This window comes from Lelliottia sp. GFLA7, assembly GCF_056490165.1.
Map to the genome: position 1 here is coordinate 874449 of NZ_JBWLAQ010000002.1, position 15868 is coordinate 890316.

13 protein-coding genes are annotated in these 15868 nt (G+C 54.0%); 5 read left to right on the top strand and 8 right to left on the bottom strand.

The window, feature by feature from the left end; translation table 11 throughout:
- Nucleotides 1-104: 104 nt before the first annotated feature.
- Nucleotides 105-680, bottom strand: a complete 576-nt coding sequence (gene nudK / locus AC07RN_RS09735; protein WP_407436147.1) for a GDP-mannose pyrophosphatase NudK — start codon at nt 678-680, stop codon at nt 105-107.
- A 66-nt stretch (nt 681-746) separates the two neighbouring features.
- Nucleotides 747-2723, bottom strand: coding sequence for a formate-dependent uric acid utilization protein AegA (gene aegA, locus AC07RN_RS09740; RefSeq protein WP_478336222.1), 1977 nt, complete (start codon nt 2721-2723; stop codon nt 747-749).
- A gap of 183 nt (nt 2724-2906) precedes the next feature.
- Here aegA and narQ point away from each other — a divergent pair, with 183 nt between their 5' ends.
- Together narQ and acrD are read left to right on the top strand one after the other, a co-directional pair.
- Entirely contained in the window at nt 2907-4601 is a 1695-nt protein-coding gene (gene narQ / locus AC07RN_RS09745; RefSeq protein WP_478336223.1) for a nitrate/nitrite two-component system sensor histidine kinase NarQ, read from the top strand.
- Between the two features lie 201 nt (nt 4602-4802).
- Nucleotides 4803-7916 carry a multidrug efflux RND transporter permease AcrD gene (acrD, locus tag AC07RN_RS09750; protein ID WP_235133814.1) on the top strand — a complete coding sequence of 1038 codons (3114 nt, stop codon included), beginning with the start codon at nt 4803-4805 and terminating at the stop codon, nt 7914-7916.
- A gap of 100 nt (nt 7917-8016) precedes the next feature.
- Here acrD and ypfM read toward each other — a convergent pair whose 3' ends face one another.
- Nucleotides 8017-8076 (bottom strand): protein YpfM, encoded by a 60-nt coding sequence (ypfM, locus tag AC07RN_RS09755; RefSeq protein ID WP_100780840.1) that lies wholly within the window; start codon nt 8074-8076, stop codon nt 8017-8019.
- Between the two features lie 388 nt (nt 8077-8464).
- Here ypfM and AC07RN_RS09760 point away from each other — a divergent pair, with 388 nt between their 5' ends.
- Genes AC07RN_RS09760 through AC07RN_RS09770 form a run of 3 tightly spaced genes read left to right on the top strand, consistent with a single transcriptional unit; the run spans nt 8465 to nt 10173 of the window.
- Nucleotides 8465-8812, top strand: a complete 348-nt coding sequence (locus AC07RN_RS09760; protein WP_478336224.1) for an ArsC family reductase — start codon at nt 8465-8467, stop codon at nt 8810-8812.
- 10 nt (nt 8813-8822) lie between these two features.
- Complete coding sequence (gene dapE / locus AC07RN_RS09765; RefSeq protein ID WP_015959963.1) at nt 8823-9950, top strand: succinyl-diaminopimelate desuccinylase; 1128 nt, start codon at nt 8823-8825, stop codon at nt 9948-9950.
- Nucleotides 9951-9975: 25 nt separating this feature from the next.
- Entirely contained in the window at nt 9976-10173 is a 198-nt protein-coding gene (locus tag AC07RN_RS09770; protein WP_015959964.1) for a YpfN family protein, read from the top strand.
- A 42-nt stretch (nt 10174-10215) separates the two neighbouring features.
- On the opposite strand, the gene ypfH is transcribed toward AC07RN_RS09770, so the two are convergent.
- The 5 genes from ypfH to bamC form a co-directional block, all read right to left on the bottom strand.
- Entirely contained in the window at nt 10216-10911 is a 696-nt protein-coding gene (gene ypfH / locus AC07RN_RS09775; RefSeq protein WP_478336225.1) for an esterase, read from the bottom strand.
- Between the two features lie 74 nt (nt 10912-10985).
- Nucleotides 10986-13016, bottom strand: coding sequence for a tRNA(Met) cytidine acetyltransferase TmcA (locus tag AC07RN_RS09780; RefSeq protein ID WP_478336226.1), 2031 nt, complete (start codon nt 13014-13016; stop codon nt 10986-10988).
- Nucleotides 13013-13882: a KPN_02809 family neutral zinc metallopeptidase gene (gene ypfJ / locus AC07RN_RS09785; protein ID WP_235133817.1), complete on the bottom strand. Its 870-nt coding sequence runs from the start codon at nt 13880-13882 to the stop codon at nt 13013-13015. Before ypfJ ends, AC07RN_RS09780 begins: the two co-directional genes overlap by 4 nt.
- Nucleotides 13883-14006: 124 nt before the next feature.
- Nucleotides 14007-14720, bottom strand: a complete 714-nt coding sequence (gene purC / locus AC07RN_RS09790; RefSeq protein ID WP_015959968.1) for a phosphoribosylaminoimidazolesuccinocarboxamide synthase — start codon at nt 14718-14720, stop codon at nt 14007-14009.
- A 110-nt stretch (nt 14721-14830) separates the two neighbouring features.
- Nucleotides 14831-15865 carry an outer membrane protein assembly factor BamC gene (gene bamC, locus AC07RN_RS09795; RefSeq protein WP_478336227.1) on the bottom strand — a complete coding sequence of 345 codons (1035 nt, stop codon included), beginning with the start codon at nt 15863-15865 and terminating at the stop codon, nt 14831-14833.
- Nucleotides 15866-15868 lie beyond the last annotated feature (3 nt).

The window sequence follows — 15868 nt, forward strand, 5'->3', positions numbered from 1 at the left end:
CATAGACTCGAAAACTGGCAGTATCTTCGTGTCATGACCGGGGTTGCTCAATCGGATTTATCGGATAGATTTATTTAAAATGCAATTTATTAACGGTATAAAGATCAAGCCATTAGCCCGGAAATCTGCAAATACTGCAACAGGATCAACGCTTTACCATCCTGGATTTCGCCGGTTTTGATCATCTCCAGCGCCTGTTCAAACGGAATTTCCAGCACATCAATGTCTTCATCCTCTACGCCACCGCCCGCATTAGCGCGCTGTGCGTCGGTATATTCCGCGATAAAGAAGTAAACTATCTCCGTTACGCCGCCAGGGGACATATACAGTTCGAAGAGTTTTTTGACTTCACCCACGGCAAAACCAGTTTCTTCGATGGCTTCTTTGCGAATACACACTTCTGGCGCGTCGTTATCCAGCAGCCCGGCACAGGTCTCGATCAGGCGTCCATCGGGATTGCCGTTGACCCAAGTGGCCACGCGGAACTGGCGAATCAACACCACGGTTTGCTTTTCACGGTTGTATAAGAGAATGGTTGCACCATTGCCACGGTCATAAACCTCACGTTTATGGCGGATCACCTCGCCATTTTTACGTGTTAAGTCATAGGTGATATTGCGCAGGACGAAATAATTGTCGGAAAGGATTTTATCTTTGATGATCTCAATTTTCAGACTCATACGGGCTCCAGAACGTAATGAGTCATTCATAGTACGCCGTGAAACCCGCTTTGTCGCCCCACTGATTTAGTGAATTTCGGGCTGTGTTATTTTCATCCAGTCCATTATGCCCTGCGCCGCATGACGCCCTTCCGCCATCGCTGTGACAACCAGATCCGCACCGCGTACCGCATCGCCACCAGCGAAAATTTTCGGGTGGCTGGTTTGATAACGATAGCGGCTCTCAACGCTTGCCACGATACGGCCCCAGTCATCCACGTTCACGCCTTGCGCCTGCAACCACGGCATGGGGTGCGGGTTAAAGCCAAATGCCATAATGACCGCATCCGCTGGCATCACAAATTCGCTGCCCTCAATCGGCACCGGACGGCGACGCCCCTGCCCATCAGGCTCACCAAGCTGAGTCCGCAGCAGGCGGACACCGTTCACTTTGCCAGCGTCATCCAGCACCAGCTCAACGGGCTGGACGTTAAATTCAAAATCGGCCCCCTCTTCTTTGGCGTTTTTGACCTCTTTCTTCGAGCCTGGCATGTTGGCTTCATCCCGGCGATAAGCGCAGGTGACGCTGGCAGCACCGTGGCGTAACGCGGTGCGCACGCAGTCCATCGCTGTATCTCCGCCTCCCAACACCACCACGTTTAACCCAGCGGTATCGATGTAAGGTTCGATGTCAGAAGGCACGAGGCCCATCAAATGCCGCGTATTCGCGACGAGGAACGGTAACGCGTCATACACACCCGGGGCATCTTCGTGCGGGATGCCCGCTTTCATTGAGCGGTACGTGCCGACGCCGATAAACACCGCATCATAGTCGCTGAGCAGCCGCGACATCGGGATATCTTTCCCCACCTCGCAGTTCAGCTCAAAGCGGATCCCCATCGCGGTAAAGATCTCGCGACGGCGCGTCAGCAGGGATTTGTCGAGCTTAAAGGCCGGAATGCCAAACGTCAGCAAACCGCCGATTTCCGGATGGCGATCATAAACCGTGACGTTAACGCCATGACGAATAAGCACGTCGGCACAGGCCAAACCCGCAGGTCCTGCGCCAATAATGGCGACGTGCTTATCGACGGACACCACGCCGCTCATATCGGGACGCCAGCCTTTTGCCAGCGCCCGATCGGAAATATAGCGCTCAATATTGCCAATCGTGATGGAACCGGATTCGTCACGAACCGTGCAGGCACCTTCGCATAAGCGATCCTGCGGACAGACGCGCCCGGTGATTTCCGGTAAACAGTTGGTCTGATGGGAAAGTTCCACCGCGCCGTCGATATCACCGGCCTTAACGCGCTCAATCCACTGGGGAATATGATTGTGCAGCGGACAGGTCCACTCGCAGATGGAATGCTCGCCGCATTTCAGGCAGCGATCTGCTTCACGATGTGCCTGCTCGGGACGAAATGGCAGATAAATCTCGTCAAAGTTTCCGGCTCTTTGAGCAGGCGTGAGTTTGTCCGGCTCACCGCGCGCCGCCAGCGCCTGCATCTGACTGACTTTGCTCTGTCGCATCTCAGTTGGCACGGATGTACTGTGCCACGGCTGAGCTTCCTGACTGGCGGTACGTTGACGCCGCATCCTGGCCAGTTGATTCAACCCTTTTTCCGTAACCAACGTCAGCGCATCGGCGGGACAATTCTCGACGCACGCAGGGCCTTGCGGTCTGTCATGGCACAGATCGCATTTATGCGCCGAGGCTTTAACGTGACCGTCCGCCAGCGGCGTCACGACCATTTCCATCGTCCCAAAAGGACAGGCCACAACGCACGCTTTACAGCCGATGCATTTTTGTTGATTCACCTGTACGCTGTCGTTGATTCTTGCGATCGCGCCATTTGGGCAGCGTTGAGCACAGGGGGCGTTTTCACAGTGATGGCACGTCACAGCACTGCGACGCGATCCCTGCTTCAGGACTGTGATCCGGGGAACAAACTGGCGCGAACTGAGCACATGTTGTTCATTATTGTGAGCCATCACGCAGGCAACTTCGCAGGCATGACATCCAATACAGCGCAGGTTATCGGTCATAATAAATCGATTCATAGGACACCCGTTCTGGTAGCATTACCCTTAGTTTTTATAAGAATATTGTATTTAACTGGGCTGACGGTCTCAGGCAATGTTCATTTGCCCAGAAAGGGGCACTATTTACGACTTACCTGTGGCAGATCAATTTATTTCAGCACAGGTGAAATTGCGTTTCAGTAACGTTCAGGAAGCCGTGTTGTGATCGTTAAACGTCCTGTTTCAGGAAGCCTGGCCCGGGCTTTCATCTCGATTATTTTGCTCTCCGTTCTGACTAGCGGCATTGCGCTAATGACGCTCGCCAGCAGCCTGCGTGATGCCGAAGCCATTAATATTGCGGGTTCTTTGCGTATGCAAAGCTACCGTCTCGGCTACGATCTGGAACGCAACAGCGATCGTTTTTCCGATCATCGCCTTCACTGGCAAAACACCCTTAACTCCCCCGTTTTGAAAGAGCTGGATCTCTGGTATGTGCCTGAATCAGTCAAAACCGGTTACCAGCAGTTGCAGCTCGCCTGGCATGAGATGGACAGCCATCTCGAAGCGGGAGACAAAGCGTGGTATCAGGATCATATCCAGCAATACGTGGAACGTATCGACGCTTTCGTGCTCGCGCTTCAGCACTATGCGGAACACAAAATGCAGCTGGTGGTGGCGATCTCCCTGGCGGGGGGAGTCGGAATTTTACTGCTGGTGATCGTCACCCTGCGCCGGATACGCCGACAGGTTGTTGCCCCGCTCAATCATTTGGTTATTGCCAGCCTGCAGATGGAACAAGGTGATTTTGACATTCAGGCTCAGGGCACCAGCCTGCCAAACGAGCTGGGACTGCTTTCGCGCACCTTTAACCATATGTCCTCGGAACTGCATAAACACTACCGGTCGCTTGAGATAACGGTCGAAGAAAAAACCCGTCACCTGAATGAAGCCCACCAGCAGCTCGAAATGCTGTTCAAATGTTCACAGGCGCTGAATACCAGCCAGATTGACGCGCACTGTTTCCGGCATATTCTGCAAATTGTTCAGGAAGATACGGGAATGAGTTTTCTGGAACTGCAGGCCAGCGATAACTGGCAGCTGTGCGAAGGGGTGAAACAAGACGATCGGGAGACGTTTACCCTGCCGGTCATTATGCAGGACACGCGTTTTGGCGAGCTACGCTGGCAGAGCGAGAGTGTGGCCGTTTCTCTGCCATTGATGAAAAGCGTGGCAACAATGCTCGGGCGCGGGCTCTATTTTAATCAGGCGCAGAAGCACTACCAGCAATTGCTGCTGATGGAAGAACGCGCCACCATTGCCCGCGAACTGCACGACTCGCTGGCGCAGGTGCTCTCGTATTTGCGTATCCAGCTGGCGCTGCTCAAACGCGCTGTACCGGACGATAACGTGCCTGCGCAAACTATTATCACCGACTTTTCGCGTGAGCTGAACAACGCCTGGCGACAGTTACGCGAGCTGCTAACCACTTTCCGATTGACGCTCAATCATTCGAATCTTCCTGCCGCCCTGCAAGAGGCGCTGGAGGGACTGCAAAGCCAAACCACGGCCAGACTGGATCTGGACTGCAGACTCTCTTCCCTGGCTTTAGATGCACAAAAGCAGGTCCATTTGCTGCAAATTGTGCGCGAAGCGGTGCTAAACGCCATCAAGCATGCCCAGGCGAGCGAGATTACCGTCAGTTGCGTCACCGCGCCTGACGGCATGCACACGGTCTATATTCGTGACAACGGCATTGGTATTGGTGATGCCAGCGAGCCACCGGGGCACTACGGACTGAATATCATGCGCGAGCGCGCCGGACGACTTGGCGGGTCGCTAGGCTTCTCGCAGCCGCAAAATGGCGGAACGCAGGTGTGTATTCGCTTTCGCACGCCAGAGGTCGTAGAGGGTAAATAACGGTAAATAAAAGAGTATTCTTGCCAGTCAGCTTCGCTTGTGGGCAATAATTCGCAGTGCGGAACGTCAGGAACGCGCTGTAAATGCGCATGATAATTTACACTATCTCCTTATTTTCTCCACGTTTGGCATCCGCCTTACCGCTAGAGTTAAGCGGGCAATGTACAATAATGATGCGCAGCAAAACGAGGTCTTATTTTCATGGCGAATTTCTTCATTGATCGCCCCATTTTTGCCTGGGTGCTGGCAATTATTTTATGTCTGACAGGCACTCTCGCTATTCTGTCACTTCCTGTTGAGCAATATCCCGATCTGGCCCCACCGAACGTTCGTATTACCGCGAACTACCCCGGGGCATCAGCCCAAACGCTGGAAAACACCGTTACCCAGGTGATTGAACAGAACATGACCGGGCTGGATAATCTGATGTATATGTCTTCGCAAAGCAGCGCGACTGGCCAGGCGACCGTTACCTTGAGTTTCACCGCCGGGTCTGACCCCGATGAAGCCGTACAGCAGGTGCAAAACCAGCTGCAATCAGCCATGCGAAAACTGCCGCAGGCGGTGCAAAATCAGGGCGTTACGGTCCGTAAAACCGGTGATTCGAATATCCTGACGATTGCCTTTGTCTCCACCGACGGTTCGATGGATAAGCAGGATATCTCGGACTATGTCGCCAGTAATATTCAGGACCCGCTGAGTCGTATTAACGGCGTTGGCGATATCGACGCCTATGGTTCGCAATATTCCATGCGTATTTGGCTCGATCCGGCGAAGCTGAATAGCGTGCAAATGACGGCAACGGATGTGACCAATGCCATCAAATCCCAGAATGCGCAAATTGCTGTCGGCCAACTCGGCGGCACGCCGTCTGTTGATAACCAGGCGCTAAACGCCACCATCAATTCGCAGTCATTGCTTCAGACACCGCAGCAATTCCGCGACATCACCCTGCGCGTCAATCCGGACGGGTCGGAAGTGCGTCTGGGAGATGTCGCAAAGGTGGAAATGGGCGCGGAAAAATACGACAACCTGAGTCGATTTAACGGCAATCAGGCGTCAGGTTTAGGGGTAAAACTTGCCTCAGGGGCCAACGAAATGGCCACCGCAAAACTGGTCATTGATCGGCTGGACGAACTCGCGCCCTATTTCCCGCACGGCCTGGAATATAAAGTCGCTTTTGAAACCACCTCCTTCGTAAAAGCGTCCATCGAAGATGTGGTTAAAACGCTGCTCGAAGCCATCGCGCTGGTGTTCCTGGTGATGTATCTGTTCCTGCAAAATTTTCGCGCGACGCTTATCCCGACGATTGCCGTCCCGGTGGTGCTGCTCGGAACGTTCGCCGTGTTATACGCCTTCGGCTACAGCATCAACACCCTCACCATGTTTGCCATGGTGCTGGCAATTGGCTTGCTGGTGGATGATGCCATTGTCGTGGTGGAAAACGTCGAGCGTATCATGACGGAAGAAGGCCTTTCGCCGCGCGACGCGACGCGTAAATCCATGGGGCAAATTCAGGGGGCGCTGGTGGGGATCGCGATGGTGCTCTCCGCCGTTTTCGTGCCCATGGCATTTTTTGGCGGCACAACCGGCGCGATTTATCGTCAGTTCTCAATCACCATTGTTTCAGCGATGGTGCTGTCAGTGCTGGTGGCGATGATCCTGACGCCCGCCCTTTGCTCAACGCTGCTCAAGCCGTTGCACAAAGGCGAACAGCACGGGCAAAAAGGGTTCTTCGGCTGGTTTAACCGCATGTTTAATCGCAATGCGGCGCGCTATGAGGCGGGTGTCGCAAAGATATTGCACCGCAGTCTGCGCTGGATCGTCATTTACGTTTTATTGCTTGGCGGGATGGTGTTTTTATTCCTGCGCCTGCCGACTTCGTTCCTGCCGCTAGAAGACAGAGGCATGTTTATCACGTCAGTCCAGTTGCCCAGCGGTGCCACCCAACAGCAAACGCTGAAGGTCGTGCAGAAGGTTGAACAGTACTTTTTCACCCATGAAAAAGACAACATTGTGTCGGTGTTTTCAACCGTCGGCTCTGGCCCTGGGGGCAACGGGCAGAACGTCGCGCGGATGTTCGTCCGCCTGAAAGGTTGGGACGAGCGCGATAGCAAGACCGGATCTTCTTTCGCCATTATCGAGCGCGCCACCAAAGCATTTACGCGCATTAAGGAAGCACGCGTATTTGCCAGCAGCCCGGCGGCCATTAGCGGTCTGGGCAGTTCGGCGGGTTTTGATATGGAATTGCAGGATCATGCAGGAGCCGGACACGATGCGCTCATGGCCGCCCGCGATCGCTTGCTTGACCTGGCGGGTAAAGACCCTTCGCTCACGCGCGTGCGCCACAACGGTCTTGATGACAGCCCGCAATTACAGATTGATATCGATCAGCGCAAAGCCCAGGCGCTGGGGGTTTCCATCAATGATATTAACGATACGCTGCAAACGGCCTGGGGCTCCAGCTACGTGAACGACTTTATGGATCGCGGCCGTGTGAAAAAGGTTTACGTTCAGGCGGCTGCGCCTTATCGCATGCTGCCCGACGATATCAATCTGTGGTACGTGCGCAATAACACTGGCGGGATGGTGCCGTTCTCCGCGTTCGCGACGTCTCACTGGGAGAGCGGTTCTCCGCGTCTGGAACGCTATAACGGCTATTCCGCGCTAGAAATCGTGGGTGAAGCCGCGCCGGGAGTCAGTACCGGAACCGCGATGGACACTATGGAGAAGCTGGTTCAGCAACTGCCCGCCGGTTTTGGCCTGGAGTGGACCGCGATGTCCTATCAGGAACGGCTCTCTGGCGCGCAAGCCCCTGCCCTGTATGCGCTGTCATTGCTGGTGGTGTTCCTGTGCCTCGCCGCGCTCTATGAAAGCTGGTCCGTACCGTTCTCCGTCATGCTGGTGGTTCCACTCGGTGTCATCGGGGCATTACTCGCCACCTGGATGCGTGGTCTGGAAAACGACGTGTACTTCCAGGTAGGGTTGCTTACGGTCATCGGCCTGTCGGCGAAAAACGCGATTCTGATCGTCGAGTTTGCCAATGAGATGAATTCGAAGGGACACGATCTGCTGTCGTCTACGCTGCACGCGTGTCGTCAGCGTCTGCGCCCGATCCTGATGACGTCTCTGGCATTTGTTTTTGGCGTGCTGCCCATGGCGACCAGTTCTGGGGCAGGTTCAAGCAGCCAGCATGCTGTGGGGACGGGGGTGATGGGCGGAATGATTTCAGCCACGGTTCTGGCAATCTATTTCGTTCCGTTGTTCTTTGTGCTGGTGCGCCGTCGCTTCCCGCTGAAAGAGCGGCCAGAATAAAAGTGCATTAAAAAAGGCGGCTCCGGGGCCGCCTTTTTATTGTGTGATGAATCACATCATTTTTATACTAAATAAGTGCTCTTGCAATTCTTCCTGAATGTCATTTACGAAGCATGTCTTCGATAAAATCTTTCCAGTTCCCCAGTTCACGTTCAATCATAACAACCTCTCTTATTATTATGCGTATTCTATGAGAATATATCGGCATTGTGAAGATAATTTAATCAATCGGTTTGCTGCCCTTCCCCCTGCTGTACCTGACGTGCTTCAAATATGGTCCTTTAACCATAAATTTTATGTGACCAATAGCAATATTTAGAAACAACCATACGTGTGGGTGATAATCTTATTACGCACTGACTTTAAGCGAAATTTTGCTTATCTGGACATTTATGCGCTATAGATGAAATAATATTCAGCTTACAAGTGTAGGTTGAATTATCAGACATAGTACAATCAGGCATAAAGCTAATATGTTATGTTTTGCCAAATAATATAACATCGAAAAAACTGAACATTTTTTATTAATAAAGACAAAAGGATTCATCATGGTTGTGATGTATGGAATTAAAAACTGCGACACCATTAAAAAAGCGCGCCGCTTCCTGGAAAGCCATAATGTCGAGTATCGCTTTCATGATTACCGCGTTGATGGGCTTGACGCTGATTTCCTGCATACCGCCATCGCGGAACTGGGTTGGGAAGCGCTGCTGAATACGCGCGGAACAACCTGGCGTAAACTGGATGAATCCGTTCGCAATAGCATCACTGACGCTGACAGCGCAGCAAAATTAATGCTCGAAATGCCAGCAATAATCAAACGCCCATTGCTCTGCGCGCCCGGTGAGCCTATGCTGCTGGGCTTTAGTGAATCCAGTTATCAGACTTATATTTGAGGTGCAGTTTATGTCATGCCCGGTCATTGAGCTGACTCAGCAGCTTATTCGCCGCCCTTCCCTTAGCCCGGACGATGCAGGTTGTCAGGCTTTAATGATTGAACGTCTGCGCGCGATCGGTTTTACCGTTGAGCGGATGGATTTTGGCGACACCCAGAACTTTTGGGCATGGCGCGGCCAGGGTGAAACCCTCGCTTTTGCCGGACATACCGACGTTGTCCCGGCAGGCGATGCTGACCGCTGGATCAATCCTCCGTTTGAACCGACGATTCGTGACGGCATGCTGTTTGGTCGCGGTGCGGCTGACATGAAAGGCTCGCTGGCTGCGATGGTGGTGGCCGCCGAACGTTTCGTCGCCCAGCATCCAAACCACAAAAACCGTCTTGCATTCCTGATCACGTCCGATGAAGAAGCCAGCGCCAAAAATGGCACGGTGAGAGTCGTTGAAACACTGATGGAACGCCACGAACGCCTGGATTATTGTCTGGTAGGCGAACCGTCCAGCACCGAAGTCGTGGGCGATGTGGTGAAAAATGGCCGCCGCGGTTCGCTGACCTGCAACCTGACGATTCACGGTGTGCAAGGCCACGTCGCGTATCCGCATCTTGCCGATAACCCGGTGCATCGCGCTGCGCCCATGCTGAATGAGCTGGTTAATATCGAATGGGATAAAGGCAACGAATTCTTCCCGCCGACCAGCATGCAGATTGCGAATCTTCAGGCGGGTACGGGCAGCAACAACGTGATCCCCGGTGATTTTTCCGTGCAGTTCAACTTCCGTTTCAGCACTGAACTGACCGACGAGATGATTAAAAGCCGCGTCGTCGCTCTGCTGGAAAAATACGAATTGCGCTACTCCGTGGACTGGTGGCTGTCGGGCCAGCCGTTCCTGACCCAGCGCGGCAAGCTGGTCGATGCGGTGGTTAACGCCATCGCGCACTATAATGAAATTAAACCGCAACTGCTGACAACGGGCGGCACATCAGACGGACGCTTTATCGCCCGTATGGGTGCGCAGGTTGTCGAACTGGGACCAGTGAACGCCACCATTCATAAAATCAATGAATGCGTGAATGCGGCTGATTTGCAGCTACTGGCGCGTATGTATCAACGTATCATGGAGCAACTCGTCGCCTGACGATGGCTCTGAGAAGGAATAGCGAATGGACTGGCTCAGTAAATACTGGTGGATTTTGGTGTTAGTGTTTCTGGTAGGCGTCTTACTTAACGTCATCAAAGATCTTAAGCGCGTTGATCATAAAAAGTTTCTCGCCAACAAGCCCGAACTTCCACCACATCGTGACTTCAACGATAAGTGGGACGATGACGACAACTGGCCGAAGAAAGACCAGAAGAAATAATCGTTTTATTTCCTCTCTCCGCCAGGAGAGAGGAAAGCCACATCACAAAAACTCTACGATATCGTCGTCATTCGGCTTACCGCCGCTCAGCGCTTCGTCGAAATAATGCTTCGGCACGGTAAAGCGCAGATGATCAAGGGCAAACTGCATGCTGCGATCGTCAATCGCATGGCCCAGCTCATCAACGATATCCAGCGTCACGTCCCCGCCTTCACGAATCAACGCTTCCTGTGCCGCAATCGCGTGAGAAAGTTCGATGACCCGATCCTCACCACCGTGGATCAAGTGGATCGTCGTCAAAGTAGTCGACGTTTTCGGTAACGTTGCGAAGCGACCGTTAAACGCAATCACGCGTGACACCAGGCCTGGCTCGGTTTTTACACTCTCCAGCGACATAATTGCCCCCTGAGAAAAACCAATCAGCGCGGTGGCCGCTGCACCAACGCCGCTCTGTTTTTGCCAGTAACGCACCGTATCAAGAAACGTCGGCATTATGGCGTCAATACGCGCCTGACGATTTTCTTCCGTCACACCCTGCACCGAAAACCACTGGCGTCCATTTGGACCGCACGGCTCAACGCCGCCCACGCTGACGATCAGCGCATCGGGGAAAATGGGCGCAAACCAGCGTCCAATCTGCCCCATATTGGCGGCGTTATCGCCTACACCATGAAACAGCAGCAGCAATTGTTGCGCGGGTTTTTCGGGGCTTTGGACAACAAAATGGTCATGTTTCATGGCAGTCTCCTTGATTCGATACGATGGATTTTACGCCTCCGGGAGGTAATCACCATGCCACTTTACTGAAGGAGTCATTGAAAAAATTGCCATTGCAAAATGTCACTTTTAAGCCGTTGGCTACGCTGAATATCCAGTGAATCAAGGGCCTGATGCGCCTCACAACGCTGCATTGCGAGTAACTGTTTGCGCCCCTGAAGCGAAAGCTCCGCGCACAGCTGGGCATCATCGCGTTGACTTTCTATTTTCCCACGCAGGGCAGGAAGCGGCAGATCCACCGCCAGCAGTAATCGTGTAAGCGCCGCCGCAGACGTGGCGAATGGCCGATGGGCGAAAGCAAAGCCTCCCAGCTCAAGCCAGTCATCATTATTAAGAATAGGTTCCCACGCCTCATCCACGGGGATCTTTTCACCGTTCCATCTCTCAATGATTCGGGCATCACGGCATAAGCGCTGATGCTCCTGCACGCAAAGCGCCCTACCCGCCTCGCTTATCGGCAGCAGCGCCATTGCGGTGTAACACCCGCTGCTGGCCTCACGATGTGTTCCCATCCGCACCAGAACAAACCCGCAGCGCTGCCAGAATCGCCATAGCTCATCGGTGAAACCAAAGCTGACGGAAAGATAATCCTGCTGAATATGCTGACTCGCGCCCGCGATAAGCGCCTGACCAATGCCCTCGCGCTGACGCGCCGGATGCACGGCCACGCGAGTAATGCGTCGCCCGATAAGCGTAGCCGCTAACGGTGAACCGCCGTGAGCCGCCAGCGATTGCGCCACCAGATTGCCGCGTGGTCGCCGATATCCCGCCCATACCGCCTGGCTGAGCGTCGGGCTCAAACCGCCTTCATCCACCAGCCATGTTGCGCCTATAAGTTTTTCTGCCGCGCGGGCAATGGCGAAATGCTGCCCCGGCGCGTCCATCATGCGGCGTAAATCGAGCGGCGAAGTGCGATAGTGAGCAGAACACAGCAGTTTATAGATATCAGCGGCGAGATCCGGATGGCTCTCCCACAACAGCTGTCCGAGCGCGGTGACCTGTGCAACATCGTCAGGGATCGCATCAAGGGCTTCATCATCAAACAGCAGCGCGTTGCTTACCACGCGTTCCAGCGGGCATCCTGCCGCCCAGCGCACGGGCGTCGTGAGGGTGAAATAATGCAGGTGCGCAAAACGTGCGCAGAATTTCAGTAAAAACCCGCGTCCAGTGCCTTCATAACCCTGCACTGTTGTGGTCAGCAGCACCCGCGTAAAACGAGAAACAAGCTGTTCAAGCAGCGGGCCAGGAATGGCGGCCGCTTCATCAACCACCAGCCAGTCGGCGTGTTCATCAGAGGATAACAACGCATCTGGCGCGACAAAACGGAAGTTGTCCCCGGCAAAACGCGCGATAACGTCAGTAGCACCTTTTGCGGGTGCGGTGACAATTGCGCGGCCTTCCACGCGTTGCAGCAGCATTCCGGCCAGCGCCGATTTTCCTCGCCCACGCGCTGCGGTGACGACCGCGATCCCAGCACTCATCTGTGTGAGGGCATTTAGAATGTCGGCCTGTTCGCGCAGCGGATCACCGCTGGCGGGGTGCCAGTCGGGAAACAGTGGACGGCTTGCTATTTTGAGTGGCTGATGTTGCTGCCAGACAATGACGTCAGGATCGGCGGTGATCACCCGACAAAAATGGTGAACAAAATGCGGCGTGGCAATGGGCTCTGCGCTGTCGCTCCAGCGAAGGGAATCGGCATCGGCCTTTTCAGGCCAGAGGGAGAGAGGCGGAACCAGCAGCACCAGCAAACTGCCTGCGCGTAAGGTGCCGCTCAAGGCCGCAAATGCCGCGACGTCAAAACCGTCGCGGGCATCAAAAATAGCGTGAAGATATTCGCGCCCGAGCAGGCTTTTCAGATTCTGCGGCGCACAACTGGGTTCGACAGAGATTTCGTTACCGACCCACAGCCAGTCACCTTGTAATTGATCGCGTAGCGCCAGAGAGTGCGTCTGTGACCAGTCGTCATCACCACTCAACACCAGCAATCGTCGATGGCCTGACTGCGCAAGCTGAGCGGTCACGTCTTCAAGAGGCCTATCCGTCTCATCCCTGACGCGCAAAATCACATGGTTTTACCGAAGGTGTTGCATTGCGAAGGGTCGCCGCTGGCGAAACCGCGTTTAAACCAGCTGTAACGTTCTTCTGAAGTGCCGTGGGTAAAACTGTCCGGAACAACGCGCCCCTGACTCTGCTGTTGCAGACGGTCGTCGCCGATAGCCTGTGCGGCGTTGAGTGCCTCTTCGAGATCGCCGGATTCCAGCACGCCCTGCTGCTGCATGCTATGACCCCATACGCCCGCAAAGCAGTCAGCCTGCAGCTCCATTTTCACGGAAAGACGGTTGGCTTCGACCTGCGATGCATTTTGCTGAAGCTGACGAACTTTCGGCTCGATACCGAGCAGTTTCTGAACGTGGTGGCCGACTTCATGCGCGATCACGTAGCCCTGGGCGAAATCACCGTCCGCGCCGAGCTTGCGTTTCATGTCGTCATAGAAAGAGAGGTCGATGTACACGGTGCTGTCTGCCGGGCAATAGAAAGGCCCCATCACCGATTGTCCCGTGCCGCAACCAGTGCGGGTTGCGCCGCGATACATCACCAGCTTGGGTTGCTGGTAGGTGCGTCCCATTTTTTCGAACTGCTGACCCCAGGTGTCTTCCGTCGTCGCCAGAATGACAGAGGTAAATTTTGCGGCTTCATCTTCATTCGGGCTGATGGAGCGCGGAGAAGTTTGCTGTTGCTGAACGGGGTCTCCGGTGATTAATCCCGTCAAATCAACGCCGTAATAACCTGCGACCAGTACAATGGCGAGCAGAATAATACCGCCCTTCCCGCCAGGCAAGCGCATACCGCCGCCGCCCATCGATGGGCCACCGCCGCCATTGCTGCGCCTGTCTTCTACATTGTCACTTTCACGACGCCCTTGCCAGCGCATAACCACCTCGAATAAATTCCATCAATAATAGAGTGATCGTAGGCGGTTAGGGGCAGAATTACCATAGGAAACAGAGGTAAGACGCCAAAGGATGTTTTCACCCTTTGGCGTGAGTCGGGAGGATTTAGTCGAGCTTAACGCCCAGACGATGGGCAACCGCTTCATAGGCTTCAATCAGGCCACCCAGGCTCTGACGGAAACGGTCTTTGTCCATTTTATCCAGCGTCTCTTTGTCCCACAGACGGCTACCGTCCGGAGAAAACTCATCGCCCAGCACCACTTCGCCTTTATAGAGACCGAACTCCAGCTTGAAATCGACCAGGATCAGACCGGCATCGTCAAACAGCTTTTTCAGGACGTCGTTGGCTTTGAAGGTCAGCTCTTGCATACGCGCCAGGTTTTCTTTGCTCACCCAGCCAAAGGTTTCGCAGTAGGATTCGTTCACCATCGGATCGTGCATTTCGTCATTTTTCAGGAACAAATCAAACAACGGCGGGTTCAGCTCGATGCCTTCTTCAATACCCAGACGCTTCACCAGGGAGCCTGCGGCACGGTTACGGACCACACATTCAACCGGAACCATATCCAGTTTTTTGACCAGACATTCCGTATCGGACAGCAACGCTTCCATTTGAGTCGGAATACCCGCGTCAGCCAGTTTGCTCATAATGAAATGGTTAAACTTGTTGTTCACCATGCCTTTACGGTCGAACTGCTCAATGCGTGCGCCATCTCCTGCTGACGTATCATTGCGGAACTCGAGCACCAACAGATCCGGGTTTTCCGTGCTGTATACGGTCTTCGCTTTGCCACGATACAACTCAGCTTGCTTCTGCATCTTGATTACTCCTGGTGTGATGATTTGTGTTCAAAACTGGGGATATTATGCCACGCACACGTTTGCGTGGCACTAAAATAAAAAGGGCTGGATTAACCAGCCCTTCTTTTTTATTTGCTGAATGCCGCCTGGAAGACAGCGACCAGCGCATCATTCTGCGACTGGGTCAGCGTGTGACCTTTCGGATCGATAAACTGCAAGCTGCTGCGGTTATCGAGGTCACCGACCTGAATTTTGTAATCGCCTGAGGCCAGTCCTGGATCGGTTGCGCCCAGTGCTTGCCATCCGCTGTCCGAAAGTGGCTTATAGGTCGCCGTGATGCTGCCCGTAGAACGGGTGCTATCACTGACTTTCATGCCCACTTTTTCAAGCGTGGCTGGCAGACGCTGCCATGTCTGGTTGAACGGTGCACGCACCACCAGCATTGGCAGACCCGTATCATCCGCGGCGCTTTGTACGTCGAAGGTAACACCACTGTGGCTTTGTGCAGAGTTTGCTGCATCGGTCGCGGTTTTATCCAGCCCGGTAGCAATCACGTTCATCATTTCAGTGCTGTAGCGCTGCAATGAGGAGGCGTCAGCAACTGGCTTGCCAGCCTGCTCAAGGTTCAGCAGTTTTACCGCGACAGCCTGCTGATAACCTTGTGGTTTCACAGAGACCTGATAACGACCACGGTACTGCTGATCTTCATCAAGACGGTTCCACTCGATCCAGTCGGTGGTCAGCGTCTGGCTGGCGTCATCGCGTTTATCAATCGTGTAATTCTTCGACTGAATCACACTCACAACCTGCGGCCAAAGCGTGTTGCTGCGGTTGTTTTCAACCAGCAGCGTCGCGGTATCACCCGTAAACTGGGTGCGCGCACCGCTCACCAGTGCCAACGGCTGTGCAGGTGGGCGAATATCAAGCGCCTTACCCACAGCACCGCTGCCGTTAGTGACAGGAATGTTGTAATCGCCGTTCTGAACCGGCAGGATCATACCCGCTGGGGAATGAAGTTCAGCAAGCGGGGCTGCATCCAGATAGGATTCATCACCGCTCACCTGGCGCTTGTACCGCGAGTCTGAACTACAGGCAGCGAGCAGCATAACAAGCGAAACACCCGCAACCTTCACCAGGCGCGTTTTCTGTACTGAGTAAGCCATCAA